Annotated in this window: 14 protein-coding genes and 5 tRNA genes; 7 read left to right on the forward strand and 12 right to left on the reverse strand. The window is 53.7% G+C overall.

Going from position 1 to position 14,326, the window contains the following annotated elements:
* Nucleotides 1-5: 5 nt before the first annotated feature.
* From JTI85_RS17220 to mltB, 11 genes are all read right to left on the reverse strand, one after another.
* A tRNA-Arg gene (locus tag JTI85_RS17220) sits at nucleotides 6-82 on the reverse strand.
* Between the two features lie 39 nt (nucleotides 83-121).
* Nucleotides 122-198 (reverse strand) — tRNA-Arg (locus tag JTI85_RS17225).
* 39 nt (nucleotides 199-237) lie between these two features.
* Nucleotides 238-314, reverse strand: a tRNA-Arg gene (locus tag JTI85_RS17230).
* A 90-nt stretch (nucleotides 315-404) separates the two neighbouring features.
* Nucleotides 405-481: transfer RNA gene (locus tag JTI85_RS17235), tRNA-Arg, on the reverse strand.
* A gap of 3 nt (nucleotides 482-484) precedes the next feature.
* A tRNA-Ser gene (locus JTI85_RS17240) sits at nucleotides 485-577 on the reverse strand.
* A gap of 336 nt (nucleotides 578-913) precedes the next feature.
* Nucleotides 914-1,099 (reverse strand): carbon storage regulator CsrA, encoded by a 186-nt coding sequence (gene csrA, locus JTI85_RS17245; protein ID WP_000906486.1) that lies wholly within the window; start codon nucleotides 1,097-1,099, stop codon nucleotides 914-916.
* A 238-nt stretch (nucleotides 1,100-1,337) separates the two neighbouring features.
* Nucleotides 1,338-3,965 (reverse strand): alanine--tRNA ligase, encoded by a 2,628-nt coding sequence (gene alaS, locus JTI85_RS17250; protein WP_048213013.1) that lies wholly within the window; start codon nucleotides 3,963-3,965, stop codon nucleotides 1,338-1,340.
* Nucleotides 3,966-4,093: 128 nt separating this feature from the next.
* Nucleotides 4,094-4,594 carry a recombination regulator RecX gene (gene recX, locus JTI85_RS17255; RefSeq protein WP_061068449.1) on the reverse strand — a complete coding sequence of 167 codons (501 nt, stop codon included), beginning with the start codon at nucleotides 4,592-4,594 and terminating at the stop codon, nucleotides 4,094-4,096.
* 86 nt (nucleotides 4,595-4,680) lie between these two features.
* Nucleotides 4,681-5,745, reverse strand: coding sequence for a recombinase RecA (gene recA / locus JTI85_RS17260; protein ID WP_121584967.1), 1,065 nt, complete (start codon nucleotides 5,743-5,745; stop codon nucleotides 4,681-4,683).
* A gap of 92 nt (nucleotides 5,746-5,837) precedes the next feature.
* Entirely contained in the window at nucleotides 5,838-6,335 is a 498-nt protein-coding gene (pncC, locus tag JTI85_RS17265; protein ID WP_115601590.1) for a nicotinamide-nucleotide amidase, read from the reverse strand.
* Nucleotides 6,336-6,526: 191 nt separating this feature from the next.
* Nucleotides 6,527-7,606: a lytic murein transglycosylase B gene (gene mltB / locus JTI85_RS17270; protein WP_219351801.1), complete on the reverse strand. Its 1,080-nt coding sequence runs from the start codon at nucleotides 7,604-7,606 to the stop codon at nucleotides 6,527-6,529.
* Nucleotides 7,607-7,870: 264 nt separating this feature from the next.
* Here mltB and srlA point away from each other — a divergent pair, with 264 nt between their 5' ends.
* From srlA to gutQ, 7 genes are all read left to right on the forward strand, one after another.
* A complete protein-coding gene (gene srlA, locus JTI85_RS17275) occupies nucleotides 7,871-8,434 on the forward strand; it encodes a PTS glucitol/sorbitol transporter subunit IIC (protein WP_048213017.1) in 564 nt (187 codons plus the stop codon).
* Entirely contained in the window at nucleotides 8,431-9,402 is a 972-nt protein-coding gene (locus tag JTI85_RS17280; protein ID WP_061068450.1) for a PTS glucitol/sorbitol transporter subunit IIB, read from the forward strand. The genes srlA and JTI85_RS17280 overlap by 4 nt, the downstream gene beginning before the upstream one ends.
* A 13-nt stretch (nucleotides 9,403-9,415) precedes the next feature.
* Nucleotides 9,416-9,778, forward strand: coding sequence for a PTS glucitol/sorbitol transporter subunit IIA (gene srlB, locus JTI85_RS17285; protein ID WP_048213019.1), 363 nt, complete (start codon nucleotides 9,416-9,418; stop codon nucleotides 9,776-9,778).
* Nucleotides 9,779-9,795: 17 nt separating this feature from the next.
* Nucleotides 9,796-10,575 (forward strand): sorbitol-6-phosphate dehydrogenase, encoded by a 780-nt coding sequence (gene srlD / locus JTI85_RS17290; protein ID WP_005130555.1) that lies wholly within the window; start codon nucleotides 9,796-9,798, stop codon nucleotides 10,573-10,575.
* Between the two features lie 55 nt (nucleotides 10,576-10,630).
* Nucleotides 10,631-10,990 carry a transcriptional regulator GutM gene (gene gutM, locus JTI85_RS17295; protein ID WP_048213020.1) on the forward strand — a complete coding sequence of 120 codons (360 nt, stop codon included), beginning with the start codon at nucleotides 10,631-10,633 and terminating at the stop codon, nucleotides 10,988-10,990.
* Nucleotides 10,991-11,058: 68 nt separating this feature from the next.
* The gene (locus tag JTI85_RS17300; RefSeq protein ID WP_048213021.1) at nucleotides 11,059-11,832 is read left to right on the forward strand and encodes a DNA-binding transcriptional repressor; all 774 of its coding nucleotides are present in this window, start codon (nucleotides 11,059-11,061) and stop codon (nucleotides 11,830-11,832) included.
* Nucleotides 11,825-12,790, forward strand: a complete 966-nt coding sequence (gene gutQ / locus JTI85_RS17305; RefSeq protein WP_137364287.1) for an arabinose-5-phosphate isomerase GutQ — start codon at nucleotides 11,825-11,827, stop codon at nucleotides 12,788-12,790. The genes JTI85_RS17300 and gutQ overlap by 8 nt, the downstream gene beginning before the upstream one ends.
* Here the strand turns inward: gutQ and norR are convergent.
* Entirely contained in the window at nucleotides 12,787-14,307 is a 1,521-nt protein-coding gene (gene norR, locus JTI85_RS17310; protein ID WP_048213023.1) for a nitric oxide reductase transcriptional regulator NorR, read from the reverse strand. The two genes, gutQ and norR, sit on opposite strands and share 4 nt — an antisense overlap.
* Nucleotides 14,308-14,326 lie beyond the last annotated feature (19 nt).

Here is a 14,326-nt window from a genome sequence, read left to right on the forward strand (position 1 = left end):
GGAGATGGTGCATCCGGGAGGATTCGAACCTCCGACCGCTCGGTTCGTAGCCGAGTACTCTATCCAGCTGAGCTACGGATGCATCGGGAATTGCTGATTACTACTGATACTGCGAAGAAGATGGTGCATCCGGGAGGATTCGAACCTCCGACCGCTCGGTTCGTAGCCGAGTACTCTATCCAGCTGAGCTACGGATGCATCGGGAATTGCTGTTTACTACTGATACTGCGAAGAAGATGGTGCATCCGGGAGGATTCGAACCTCCGACCGCTCGGTTCGTAGCCGAGTACTCTATCCAGCTGAGCTACGGATGCATCAGGAAAACTTACTTACTGCAGATTTGATATCGCTGCTAAAGTGATATCGATTTCCGTAACAACGCTAATGCGTTATTGCAGAGAAGATGGTGCATCCGGGAGGATTCGAACCTCCGACCGCTCGGTTCGTAGCCGAGTACTCTATCCAGCTGAGCTACGGATGCAAATGGCGGTGAGGCGGGGATTCGAACCCCGGATGCAGCTTTTGACCGCATACTCCCTTAGCAGGGGAGCGCCTTCAGCCTCTCGGCCACCTCACCAACACGCCTCTTACGAGTGCTTCGAAGAACTTGTTTCTGCTCATCGTCGCTGCGTGGCGCACATATTACTTTCTGGGACTTATAAGTCAAACAATTTTTCCAGAGCTTTTATCGTTTGCACATTTCACGCGCAATTAGTCTGCAAAAACGGCAAAAAGAGTGTTTTATCAACAGATAAATTGGCAATTTCCTGAAGCAGTGAACAAACGGAAACTTCGTAGGGAAAGGCATTACGCCCAGTGGAATCGAAAAAATGGGGAGGACGAAGAAGAACAGAGAAGAAAAAGGGTAACTCGATCAGGTTGCGCCTCACCAGACAGGTGAGACGCGAAAACCTTAGTAACTGGACTGCTGGGATTTTTCAGCCTGGATACGCTGGTAGATCTCTTCCCGATGGACAGAAACTTCTTTCGGGGCGTTGACGCCAATGCGCACCTGGTTGCCCTTCACCCCTAAAACTGTCACGGTGACCTCATCGCCTATCATGAGGGTCTCACCAACTCGACGAGTCAGAATCAGCATTCTTTGCTCCTTGAAAGATTAAAAGAGTCGGGTCTCTCTGTATCCCGGCATTATCCATCATATAACGCCAAAAAGTAAGCGATGACAAACACCTAAGTGTAAGCAGTCACGGCATCACATTCTGTTAAACCTAAGTTTAGCCGATATACACAACTTCAACCTGACTTTATCGTTGTCGATAGCGTTGACGCAAACGCTGCGGATTGAAGTCCGCAGCGTCGGCTTACGCTTATAATTTTTACAGTTTTGCGCTAACCCAGCCTTTCACACTGGCTAACGCTGCCGGCAGAGCCGCAGCATCCGTACCACCGGCTTGCGCCATGTCCGGACGACCACCACCCTTGCCGCCTACCTGCTGAGCGACCATCCCAATCAGTTCCCCTGCTTTCACGCGGTCTGTCACATCCTTAGACACGCCCGCAATCAGAGAAACCTTACCTTCAGCAACTGTTGCCAGTACGACAACAGTAGAACCCAGCTGATTTTTCAGATCATCAACCATGGTACGCAGCATTTTCGGTTCAACGTCCGCAAGCTCGCTGACCAACAGCTTCACGCCATTGATATCAACGGCTTTGCTGGAAAGGTTCGCACTTTCCTGCGCTGCGGCCTGTTCCTTCAATTGCTGCAATTCTTTTTCGAGCTGACGCGTACGTTCCAGTACGGAACGAACTTTGTCACCGATATTCTGGCTATCGCCTTTCAGCAACTGCGCAATATCGCTTAAGCGATCGCTTTCAGCATGCACGGTATTAAGAGCACCTTCACCGGTCACGGCTTCGATACGACGAACGCCCGCAGCAGTACCAGACTCGGAGATAATACGGAACAGACCGATATCGCCCGTACGGCTGGCGTGAGTACCACCACACAGTTCGGTAGAGAAATCACCCATACTCAGTACACGCACGTGGTCATCGTATTTCTCACCAAACAGCGCCATTGCACCTTTGGCTTTCGCCGCCTCAAGATCCATGATGTTCGTTTCAATCGGCAGGTTGCGACGAATTTGCGCATTCACCAGATCTTCAACGGCACGGATTTCAGCAGGCTTCATCGCTTCGGTATGAGAGAAGTCGAAGCGCAGAATTTTATCGTTAACCAGCGAACCTTTCTGTGCCACGTGCGTGCCCAGAACCTGGCGCAGCGCCGCGTGCATCAGATGCGTTGCGGAGTGGTTCAGGCGAATACGCGCACGACGCGCTTCATCCACATCTGCCTGCACGGCATCGCCAACTTTCAGAGAGCCCGCAGACAGTTTGCCGATGTGACCAATCGCCTGACCATATTTCTGCGTGTCGCTAACGGCAAACGCGAAGCCCGCACCTTTCAGTTCGCCTTTATCGCCAACCTGACCACCAGATTCCGCATAGAACGGTGTCTGGTCAAGAACGACAACGGCATCCTGACCTGCGTTAATGGCGTCTACCGCTTTACCATCAACAAACAGCGCGGTGACTTTGCCGTTCAGTTCCAGGTGCTCGTAGCCTTTAAATTCAGAAGCACCATCAACGCGAATCATCGCATTGTAGTCTGCGCCAAAGCCGCTGGCTTCACGTGCGCGACGGCGCTGTTCTTCCATTGCGGCTTCAAAGCCGGCTTCATCAACCTTAATGTTACGCTCGCGGCAAACGTCTGCCGTCAGGTCAACCGGGAAACCGTAGGTGTCATACAGACGGAATGCGGTTTCGCCGTCCAGCGTATCGCCGGACAGTTTTGCCAGTTCTTCATCCAGCAGCGCCAGGCCACGCTCCAGCGTACGCGCAAACTGCTCTTCTTCGGTTTTCAGAACCTGCTCAACCATAGACTGTTGACGCTTCAGCTCTTCGCCCGCGGAACCCATTACATCTACCAGCGGACCAACCAGCTTGTAGAAGAAGGTGTCCTTCGCGCCCAGCATGTTGCCATGACGAACTGCGCGACGAATGATACGGCGCAGCACATAGCCACGGTTTTCATTAGACGGAACAACGCCATCGGCAATCAGGAACGCACAGGAACGGATATGGTCGGCGATAACGCGCAGTGATTTATTGCTCAGATCGGTCGCGCCGGTGACTTTCGCCACGGACTCAATCAGTGAACGGAACAGGTCAATTTCATAGTTGGAGTTAACGTGTTGCAGCACGGCCGCAATACGCTCCAGACCCATACCGGTATCCACGGACGGTTTCGGCAGCGGTTCCATGGTGCCGTCAGCCTGACGGTTGAACTGCATGAAGACGATGTTCCAGATCTCAATGTAGCGATCGCCATCTTCTTCCGCGCTTCCCGGAGGGCCACCCCAAATATGGTCGCCGTGGTCGTAGAAAATTTCGGTGCACGGACCGCAAGGACCGGTATCACCCATCTGCCAGAAGTTGTCGGAAGCATAAGCCGCGCCTTTGTTATCACCGATACGGATGATACGTTCGCGCGGAATACCGACTTCTTTTTCCCAGATTTCATAGGCTTCATCGTCAGTTTCATAGACGGTGACCCACAGACGCTCTTTTGGCAGGGCAAACCAGTTTTCACCGGTCAACAGTTCCCATGCGTATTGAATGGCGTCGTGTTTGAAGTAATCGCCGAAGCTGAAGTTGCCCAGCATTTCGAAAAAGGTATGGTGACGTGCAGTGTAACCGACGTTTTCCAGGTCGTTGTGCTTACCGCCCGCACGTACGCAACGCTGCGAGGTGGTTGCGCGGGAATAATTACGCTTGTCGAGGCCAAGGAAAACATCCTTGAACTGGTTCATCCCGGCGTTGGTAAACAACAAAGTAGGGTCATTGTTCGGTACCAGGGAGCTGCTGGCAACTACCTGATGTCCTTTACTATGGAAAAAATCGAGAAACGCCTGACGGATCTCAGCGGTGCTCTTGCTCATAATTATCCTGAAGAAATCAAGCTAACGAAATGTCATTACCAGCATCGGCACGTAAACTGCGCCTCTGGCAATCGAAAAGTGGGAATAAGATAAGTTTTCTTTACTGGGAAGTAAAATCCCGTATGCGCTCAATCGTCAAAATTTCGCCATATTGCCTGAATATCTTCCATCAGATAGCCGCGATAGAGCAAAAAACGCTGGACCTTTACCTTATCTGAAAATTCCACAGGTAAAGGTTCTCCATATTTCCGGACGGCCTGCTCACGTGCAAGCGCTGCCCAGTCAATTTCACACTCGCGCATAGCTCGCTCAATAGACTCACGCGCGATCCCTTTCTGATTTAATTCCTGACGCACGCGGGCAGGTCCGTAGCCCTTACGACTGCGGCTGGCGATAAACTGCTGAACGAAGCGGTCATCATCCAGATAGCGACTTTCAATACACCAGGCGATGACCTTGTCGTAATCCTCCGGCGTAGCATCAATGTCTTCCGGTCCATTTTTTCCCATCACCGGAGCGGCCAGCTTACGCCGCAGTTCCTGCTCACTGTGGTCGCGCATCGCAAGTATTCGCACGGCGCGGTCAAGAAGTCGGGAATAAGCGGAACGGCGGGAAGTTGCGTCTGTCATAGTGAGCCTTCAGAAATGAAAAAGGGCTGCATGATATGCAGCCCTTTACTATATACGATTCAAAACATRCGATTCAAAACAGGTTATCAGAAATCTTCGTTCGTTTCTTTTACGTCTTCACCACTGTCATCAACGGAGAAATCAGGCGTTGAATCCTGGCTATTGAGCAGTAACTCACGTAATTTCTTCTCAATTTCTTTCGCGGTTGCCGGGTTTTCTTTCAGCCAGTTAGTTGCGTTCGCTTTACCCTGACCAATTTTCTCACCGTTGTAGCTGTACCATGCACCGGCTTTTTCAATCAGCTTCTCCTTCACGCCCAGGTCAACCAGTTCGCCGTAGAAGTTGATACCTTCACCGTAAAGAATCTGGAATTCGGCCTGTTTAAACGGCGCTGCAATTTTGTTTTTCACGACCTTAACGCGGGTTTCGCTACCTACCACGTTGTCGCCTTCTTTCACCGCGCCAATACGACGGATATCCAGACGAACAGACGCATAGAATTTCAGGGCGTTGCCACCGGTGGTGGTTTCCGGGTTACCGAACATAACGCCAATCTTCATACGGATCTGGTTGATGAAAATCAGCAGCGTGTTGGACTGCTTCAGGTTACCGGCCAGTTTACGCATTGCCTGGCTCATCATACGTGCCGCAAGGCCCATATGAGAGTCACCGATCTCACCTTCGATTTCAGCCTTCGGCGTCAATGCGGCAACGGAGTCGACCACGATAACGTCAACCGCGCCGGAACGCGCCAGCGCATCACAGATTTCCAGCGCTTGCTCACCGGTATCCGGCTGAGAACACAGCAGATTATCGATATCAACACCAAGCTTACGGGCATAGACCGGGTCCAGTGCGTGTTCTGCATCGATAAATGCGCAGGTTTTACCTTCGCGCTGTGCGGCGGCGATAACCTGCAGTGTCAGCGTTGTTTTACCGGAGGATTCAGGCCCGTAGATTTCGACGATACGGCCCATTGGCAAACCGCCCGCGCCCAATGCGATATCCAGAGAAAGCGAACCGGTGGAGATGGTTTCCACGTCCATGGAACGGTCTTCACCGAGGCGCATGATGGAGCCTTTACCGAATTGCTTTTCGATCTGACCCAGCGCTGCCGCCAACGCTTTCTGTTTGTTTTCGTCGATAGCCATTAATTACTCCTGTCATGCCGCTTTCGGGTTAAACCGCGAAACGTGATAGATAATGTTCTGTTGAGGCAATTATACTGTATGCTCATACAGTATCAAGTATTTTGTAGAAATTGTTGCCACAGGGTTTGTAACGCGTAGACAGTCGCCTGTCGACGTACCGCATCGCGATCGCCGATAAAGCATTCCCGGCGGGTAATCCCCTCGCCGCTTGCGCTGGCAAAGGCAAACCATACCGTCCCCACGGGCTTGTCTTCACTACCGCCATCGGGTCCTGCGATACCGCTAATCGAGACGGCGAAGTCTGCACGGGCGGCTTTTAGCGCGCCAATCGCCATTTCAACGACCACCGGTTCACTCACCGCGCCATGCTGGGTCAGCGTCTCTTCGCGCACGCCAATCATCTGCGCTTTGGCTTCATTGCTGTAGGTCACAAACCCGCGTTCAAACCAGGCGGAACTTCCGGCAATATCCGTAATCGCTTTGGCTACCCAGCCGCCGGTACAGGATTCCGCCGTCGTCACTGTTGCCCCGCGCGCTTTCAGCGCCAGGCCAACCTGCTCGCTTAACTGCATCAGTTCACTGTCGGTCATTTCAGCCTCTGTCAGTTAAAAAATATGCCGGACAAGATAGCACTTTCATAACCAATATGGGGATGGGGAGAACGTTTTACGAGGAGGATTCCAAAAATTGCTCCGTTGCACAAATAAGATCTGCCGGATGGGGATGTCAGGACATCTTCTCCGGCCTACAAGAGATATCCTCCGGTAGGCCGGGGGAGCAATTACTGCACGCGCGCCAGCGCCACCGCCTGACCCAATTGCCACACGGCCATCGCGTAGTGGGTACTGTGGTTGTAGCGGGTGATGGTGTAGAAGTTCGGCAACCCATACCAGTACTGGTAGCCGGTACCGATATCCAGGCGCAGCAGGCTGGCCTGCTGATGATTCCCCAACGACTGCTGCGGCGTCAGGCCCGCGGCGGCAAGCTGAGAAATGCTGTACTGGGTTTTAAAGCCGTTAGCCAGCCCAGGCGCCTGACCATTTGCCGGAATCGCGACCGTATCGCCTTTCACCCAGCCGTGACCTTTGAAATAGTTCGCCACGCTACCGATGGCATCAACCGGATCCCACAGGTTAATGTGCCCATCGCCATTGAAATCAACGGCATATTGTTTATAGGAAGACGGCATAAATTGGCCGTAGCCCATTGCCCCCGCGAAAGAACCTTTCAAATCGAGCGGATCGTCGCTTTCATCTCGCGCCATCAGCAGGAAGGTTTCCAGTTCGCCAGAGAAGTATTCCGCACGACGAGGATAGTTAAACGACAGCGTCGCCAGCGCATCCAGAATCCGCGTTTTACCCATCACGCGGCCCCAGCGAGTTTCTACGCCAATAATACCAACGATAATTTCCGGCGGTACGCCGTATACCTGCCACGCGCGGTTCAGCGCATCTTCGTATTGATTCCAGAACGCCACGCCGTTTTGCACGTTATCCGGCGTGATGAACTGTTTACGATACCGCAGCCATGCGCCGTTAGGTCCGGCTGGCGGTTGCGTCGTCGGCGCCTGGCGGTCCATCAAACGCAATACCGAGTCCAGACGCTTGGCCTGCGACAGGATCTCCTGCAATTGCTGGCGGTCAAAGCCGTGCTTGTTCACCATTTTCTCGATGAACTGCTGTGCATTCGGATTATTGGCGAAGTCGCCGCTTGTTTGCATGACGTTGTGCTGCGGCTCAAGCAGGAAGCCGCCGGATGGCGTACCCGTAGTCGTTTGAGTCTCTGAAAGTTTGGGTTTGCTGCTACAGGCAGCAAGCAGTACGAAAAGGGGGAGTAACGCTACATAACGACGCTTGAACATGAGACATCCATTAAACAAATTCAGCCTGGGGGAAGTATGGTAAAGCATCCTCCGTCATACAAGGAAGCGGTAGTCGCTCTCCTTCACAGAATTTACATCCCCTTTCATCTCTGAGCCGCACATTTGCGAGCACTCACGCAATAACTTTCAAATTAAAATATTTTCCTTTCATTTTGAGATCAAAATAACACTTTTAAATCTTTCGATCTGATTAAAATTGGTTACCGTTTGGCAAGGTAACTAAAATCCCTACAGGAGAGAATAATGATCGACACCATCACACTCGGTGCGGAGTGGTTTATCGGGCTGTTCCAGAAAGGCGGAGAGGTCTTTACCGGCATGGTGACCGGTATTCTTCCACTGCTGATTAGCCTGCTGGTCATCATGAATGCGCTGATTAACTTTATTGGCCAGCAGCGTATTGAACGTTTTGCCCAGCGCTGCGCCGGAAACCCATTGTCCCGCTACCTGCTGCTGCCGTGCATCGGCACATTCGTTTTTTGTAACCCCATGACGCTGAGCCTGGGCCGTTTTATGCCAGAGAGATATAAGCCCAGCTATTACGCAGCAGCGTCCTATAGCTGCCACTCAATGAACGGCTTGTTCCCACACATTAACCCCGGAGAGTTGTTTGTCTATCTGGGGATTGCCAGCGGCTTGACGACGCTGGGCCTCCCGCTCGGCCCGCTCGCGGTGAGCTATTTGCTGGTCGGTCTGGTGACCAACTTCTTCCGTGGCTGGGTGACCGATTTCACCACCGCCATCTTTGAGAAAAAAATGGGCATTCAACTTGAGCAGAAAGTGCATCTGGCGGGAGCAACATCATGACGCGTATTCGTATTGAAAAAGGCACCGGTGGTTGGGGTGGTCCGCTTGAACTGGAAGCAACGCCCGGGAAGAAAATTGTCTATATCACTGCCGGAACGCGCCCGGCGATTGTCGACAAGCTGGCGAACCTGACCGGCTGGCAGGCCGTTGATGGCTTCAAAGAAGGTGAACCACCAGAGAATGAAATCGGTGTAGCGATCATCGACTGCGGCGGCACACTGCGCTGCGGGATCTATCCAAAACGTCGTATCCCGACGGTGAATATTCACGCGACCGGGAAATCCGGCCCTCTGGCACAATACATTATTGAAGATATCTATGTCTCTGGCGTGAAAGAAGAAAATATCACCGTTGTCGGTGAAGCATCCGCTACGCCAACGCCTGTAAACAGCACTATCGGTCGCGATTACGACACCAGCAAAAAAATCACTGAACAGAGCGATGGCCTGCTGGCAAAAGTTGGCATGGGCATGGGCTCCGCCGTCGCGGTGCTGTTCCAGGCCGGGCGCGACACGATTGATACTGTGCTGAAAACCATTCTGCCGTTTATGGCGTTTGTCTCGGCACTGATTGGCATCATTATGGCTTCCGGTTTGGGTGACTGGATAGCCCATGGACTCGCACCGTTAGCCAGCCATCCGCTGGGGCTGGTGACCCTGGCGCTGATTTGTTCTTTCCCGCTGCTGTCGCCTTTCCTCGGCCCCGGTGCGGTTATCGCCCAGGTTATCGGCGTTTTGATCGGCGTACAGATTGGTTTGGGGAATATTCCCCCTCATCTGGCGCTACCTGCCCTGTTCGCCATTAACGCTCAGGCTGCATGCGACTTTATTCCTGTCGGGCTGTCGCTGGCCGAAGCGCGTCAGGACACGGTTCGCGTCGGCGTGCCATCCGTTCTGGTGAGTCGTTTTCTCACCGGCGCGCCTACCGTTCTCATCGCCTGGTTTGTTTCCGGCTTTATTTACCAATAAGAGGCATTCAAAAATGACCGTGATTTATCAGACCACCATCACCCGTATCGGCCAGAGCGCCCCGGATGCACTCAGCGACCAGATGTTGATTACCTTTCGTGAAGGCGCGCCAGCGGATATCGAGGAGTTTTGCTTCATTCATTGCCACGGCGAGCTGAACGGTTCGTTGCAAGCCGGGATCCAGTTTGAACTGGGCCAGCATCACTACCCGGTCACCGCCGTTGGCAGCGTAGCGGAACAAAATTTACGTGAACTAGGGCATATCACCCTGCGTTTTGACGGACTGAGCGAAGCGGAATTCCCCGGCACCGTACACGTTGCAGGCCCCGTACCGGACGGTATCGCGCCGGGCTGTATTTTGAAGTTTGTTGCTTAAGATTGAAGGAGATAAAGATGAATCAGGTTGCCGTTGTCATTGGTGGAGGCCAGACCCTTGGGGCATTCCTTTGCCGTGGGCTTGCGACAGAAGGATACCGCGTCGCGGTGGTGGATATTCAAAGCGATAAAGCCGCCAACGTGGCGCAAGAAATTAACGCCGAGTTTGGCGATGGCACCGCCTACGGTTTTGGCGCAGATGCCACCAGCGAGCAGAGCGTGCTGGCGCTGTCGCGCGGAGTGGACGAAATATTCGGTCGCGTCGATCTGCTGGTTTACAGCGCCGGTATCGCTAAAGCCGCATTTATTAGCGATTTTCAGCTTGGGGATTTCGACCGCTCGCTGCAGGTGAATCTGGTCGGCTACTTCCTCTGCGCACGTGAGTTCTCACGCCTGATGATCCGCGATGGCGTTCAGGGGCGCATTATCCAGATCAACTCCAAATCAGGGAAAGTGGGCAGTAAACACAACTCTGGCTATAGCGCGGCAAAATTTGGCGGCGTGGGCTTAACCCAGTCGCTGGCGCTGGATCTGGCGGAATACGGGATCACCGTGCATTCATTGATGCTCGGCAATCTGCTGAAATCACCGATGTTCCAGTCGTTACTACCGCAATATGCGACCAAGCTTGGCCTTAAGCCAGACGAAGTTGAGCAGTACTACATTGATAAGGTTCCGCTCAAACGCGGCTGCGATTATCAGGACGTGCTGAACATGCTGCTGTTTTACGCCAGTCCAAAAGCCTCTTACTGCACCGGGCAGTCCATCAACGTGACCGGCGGTCAGGTGATGTTTTAATGTTGAATTGCCGGATGGCGGCTACGCTTATCCGGCAAAATCAAAGGAGTACATTATGGTTTCCGCACTGATTACCGTCGCCGCTATCGCCTGGTGCCTGCAACTGGCGCTCGGTGGCTGGCAAATATCCCGCTTTAATCGGGCTTTCGATAAGCTCTGCCAACGGGGTCGGGTTGGCGTGGGGCGCTCCGGCGGACGTTTTAAACCCCGCGTGGTGATCGCCATTGCGTTAGATGAGCAGCAGCGGGTTACCGATACGTTATTTATGAAAGGTCTTACGGTATTCGCCAGACCCGGCAAAATTGCCACAATAATGGGCAAACATCTTGATGAATTACAGCCTGATGTGATCTTTCCCCATGATCCGCTATCGCAGAATGCACTATCATTAGCGCTTAAACTGAAACATGGGTAATTTCGTTGTGAATGCTAATAGCTTGCGAAATTATCATTTTGCAACCTATAGTCAGGGTAATCACGCCTATGAAACCTCGTCAGCGTCAGGCTGCCATACTGGAGCACCTGCAAAAGCAGGGAAAATGCTCGGTTGAAGAACTGGCCCACTACTTTGACACCACCGGCACGACCATTCGCAAAGACCTGGTCATTCTGGAAAATGCCGGCACCGTCATTCGTACCTATGGCGGCGTGGTATTAAATAAAGACGAATCCGACCCGCCAATCGATCACAAAACGCTAATCAACACGCATAAAAAAGAGCGGATTGCCGAAGCCGCCGTCCGTTTTATTCACGATGGCGACTCGATTATTCTGGATGCGGGCAGCACCGTACTGCAGATGGTGCCGATGCTCACGCGCTTTAGCAACATCACCGTTATGACCAACAGCCTGCACATTGTTAACGCCCTTTCGGAGCTGGACAACGAGCAAACCATCCTGATGCCCGGCGGGACCTTTCGCAAAAAATCTGCGTCATTTCACGGTCAGCTGGCAGAAAACGCCTTTGAGCAGTTCAGCTTTGATAAACTCTTCATGGGCACCGACGGCATTGACCTCAATGCCGGCGTGACCACTTTTAATGAGGTGTTTAGCGTCAGTAAAGCGATGTGTAATGCCGCTCGCGAAGTGATTCTGATGGCTGACTCGTCAAAATTTGGGCGCAAAAGCCCTAATGTTGTATGCAGTCTGGAAAGCGTCGACAAGCTGATTACCGATGCGGGTATCGACCCTGCATTTCGTCAGGCGCTGGAAGCAAAAGGGATTGAAGTGATCATAACCGGAGAAACCAATGAGTGATGCACTACTGAACGCGGGCCGTCAGACGTTAATGCTGGAGCTACAGGAAGCCAGCCGACTGCCAGAACGACTGGGCGATGATTTTGTCCGCGCTGCCAATACTATCATCCACTGTGAAGGCAAAGTGATTGTTTCCGGGATTGGCAAATCCGGCCATATTGGCAAAAAAATTGCGGCGACCCTCGCCAGTACCGGCACGCCTGCCTTTTTTGTGCATCCGGCAGAAGCGCTGCACGGCGACTTAGGCATGATTGAAAGCCGCGATGTCATGCTGTTTATCTCCTACTCCGGCGGGGCTAAAGAGCTGGATCTCATCATCCCACGCCTGGAAGACAAATCCGTCGCCCTGCTGGCAATGACCGGAAAACCGACCTCACCGTTGGGCCTGGCCGCCAAAGCCGTGCTGGATATTTCTGTTGAGCGCGAAGCCTGTCCGATGCGCCTGGCGCCGACCTCCAGCACCGTTAACACGCTGATGATGGGCGACGCGCTGGCCATCGCCGTGATGCAGGCGCGCGGCTTTAACGAAGAAGATTTCGCCCGCTCGCATCCGGCGGGTGCGCTGGGCGCTCGTCTGTTAAATAAAGTGCATCATCTGATGCGCCGCGACGATGCCATCCCGCAGGTGACGCTTACCACCAGCGTCATGGACGCGATGCTGGAACTCAGCCGCACGGGTCTTGGCCTGGTCGCGGTCTGCGACGACCAGTCACTGGTGAAAGGGGTCTTTACCGACGGCGACCTGCGCCGCTGGCTGGTTGGCGGCGGAGCGCTCACCACTCAGGTTAGCGAAGCAATGACCCACAATGGCATTACGCTGCAGGCGCAGAGCCGCGCGATTGACGCCAAAGAGATCCTGATGAAGCGCAAAATCACCGCCGCACCGGTGGTCGATGAAAACGGTAAACTCACCGGTGCTATCAACCTGCAGGATTTCTATCAGGCCGGTATTATCTAATCCTTCAGCCCCAGACGCTTCGCCAGCCGGTGCAGGTTGGCGACGTCTGTTTCCAGCGCCCGCGCACTTGCCGCCCAACTGTGGTTATTTTGCGCCAGCGCCCGGCGGATCATCTCTCGCTGGAATGACTCCGTTGCCTCACGCAGATTATGCTGCTGCGGGATCTCTGCAACAACTTCCGCCGCCGGTGTTACTGGCGCTTCATCCTGCAGGGCAAAATGCTGCGCCTCCAGCACCACTTCATCCCCTGCCCTGGTGGCTCTTGCCAGAACGACCGCGCGGTGAATGGCATGTTCCAGTTCACGCACGTTCCCGGGCCAGGCGTAGCTCAACAGATGACTACGCGCACCGGGGCTTAACACCACGCGGGACAGTCCCAGCCGCAGCCGACATTGCTCGCAAAAATAGCCTGCCAGCAGCACCACGTCTTCACCGCGTTCACGAAGAGGCGGTACAGAAAGGGGAAAGACGCTCAGCCGGTGGAACAAATCCGCACGGAAATTCCCGGCCAACACCTCTTCGCGTAAATCACGGTTCGTCGCCGCCAGCACTCGCACATCCACGCGCAAGCTGCGATCGTCACCCACGCGCTGAATATCGCCGTACTGCAATACGCGCAGCAGCTTAGCCTGTAGCGCCAGCGAGAGTTCACCTATCTCGTCGAGAAATAGCGTCCCATTGTCGGCCATTTCAAACTTACCGCTACGATTGCTGATAGCCCCGGTAAACGCGCCTTTTACGTGACCAAACAGTTCGCTTTCGGCAACGCTTTCCGGCAACGCCGCGCAGTTCAGATACACCAGTGGATTCACCGCACGCGGCGAACCTTCATGGATAGCTTTAGCCACCAGCTCCTTCCCGGTCCCTGTTTCGCCGCTAATCAGTACGTTGAGATCGGACCCCGCCACAATCTCAATCTCTTTTTTCAACTGCATCATATTGGGCGACAGGCCAATCATCTGGGTTTCCGTCACCTGCTCAAAGTTGGTTGACGAACCTGGCAGCATATTCTGGCTTTCCAGCTGTTCAATCAGCAGCGCATTGCTCAATGCGCCAGCCGCCAGTGCGGCAATCAGCCTAAGCTCCTCATCGCTGAAAACATCGAACTGATCGGGCTCCATGCCATCCAGCGTTAACGCGCCAATCAAATTTTGACCGGCGAACAACGGCAGCCCAATACAGGCATGCACCTTCAGACTCTCCTGCCCCGGAATCAGACCATCATACGGGTCGGGCAAATCGCTGTCGGCAGGAAAACGTACCACGTCCCCGGCGCGGGCAATCGCCTCCAGACGCGGATGCCCTTCCAGAGTAAAGCGTCTGCCGAGAACATCCTGCGCCAGCCCATCGATCGCCAGCGGAATAAACTGTCGCGACTCGTAGCGCAGCAGTGCCGACGCGTCGCACTCCAGCACCTGACGCAAGGTGGTTATCAGGCGTTGAAAACGGTCCTGATGCCCAATACCGCTTTGTAATTCAATGGCGATGCCCGCCAGCACGTCTACGGAAAAGCTCATGGCTACCTCATTGTCATTT

This window comes from Citrobacter sp. Colony219, assembly GCF_019382635.1.
Lineage (GTDB): Bacteria > Pseudomonadota > Gammaproteobacteria > Enterobacterales > Enterobacteriaceae > Citrobacter > Citrobacter youngae.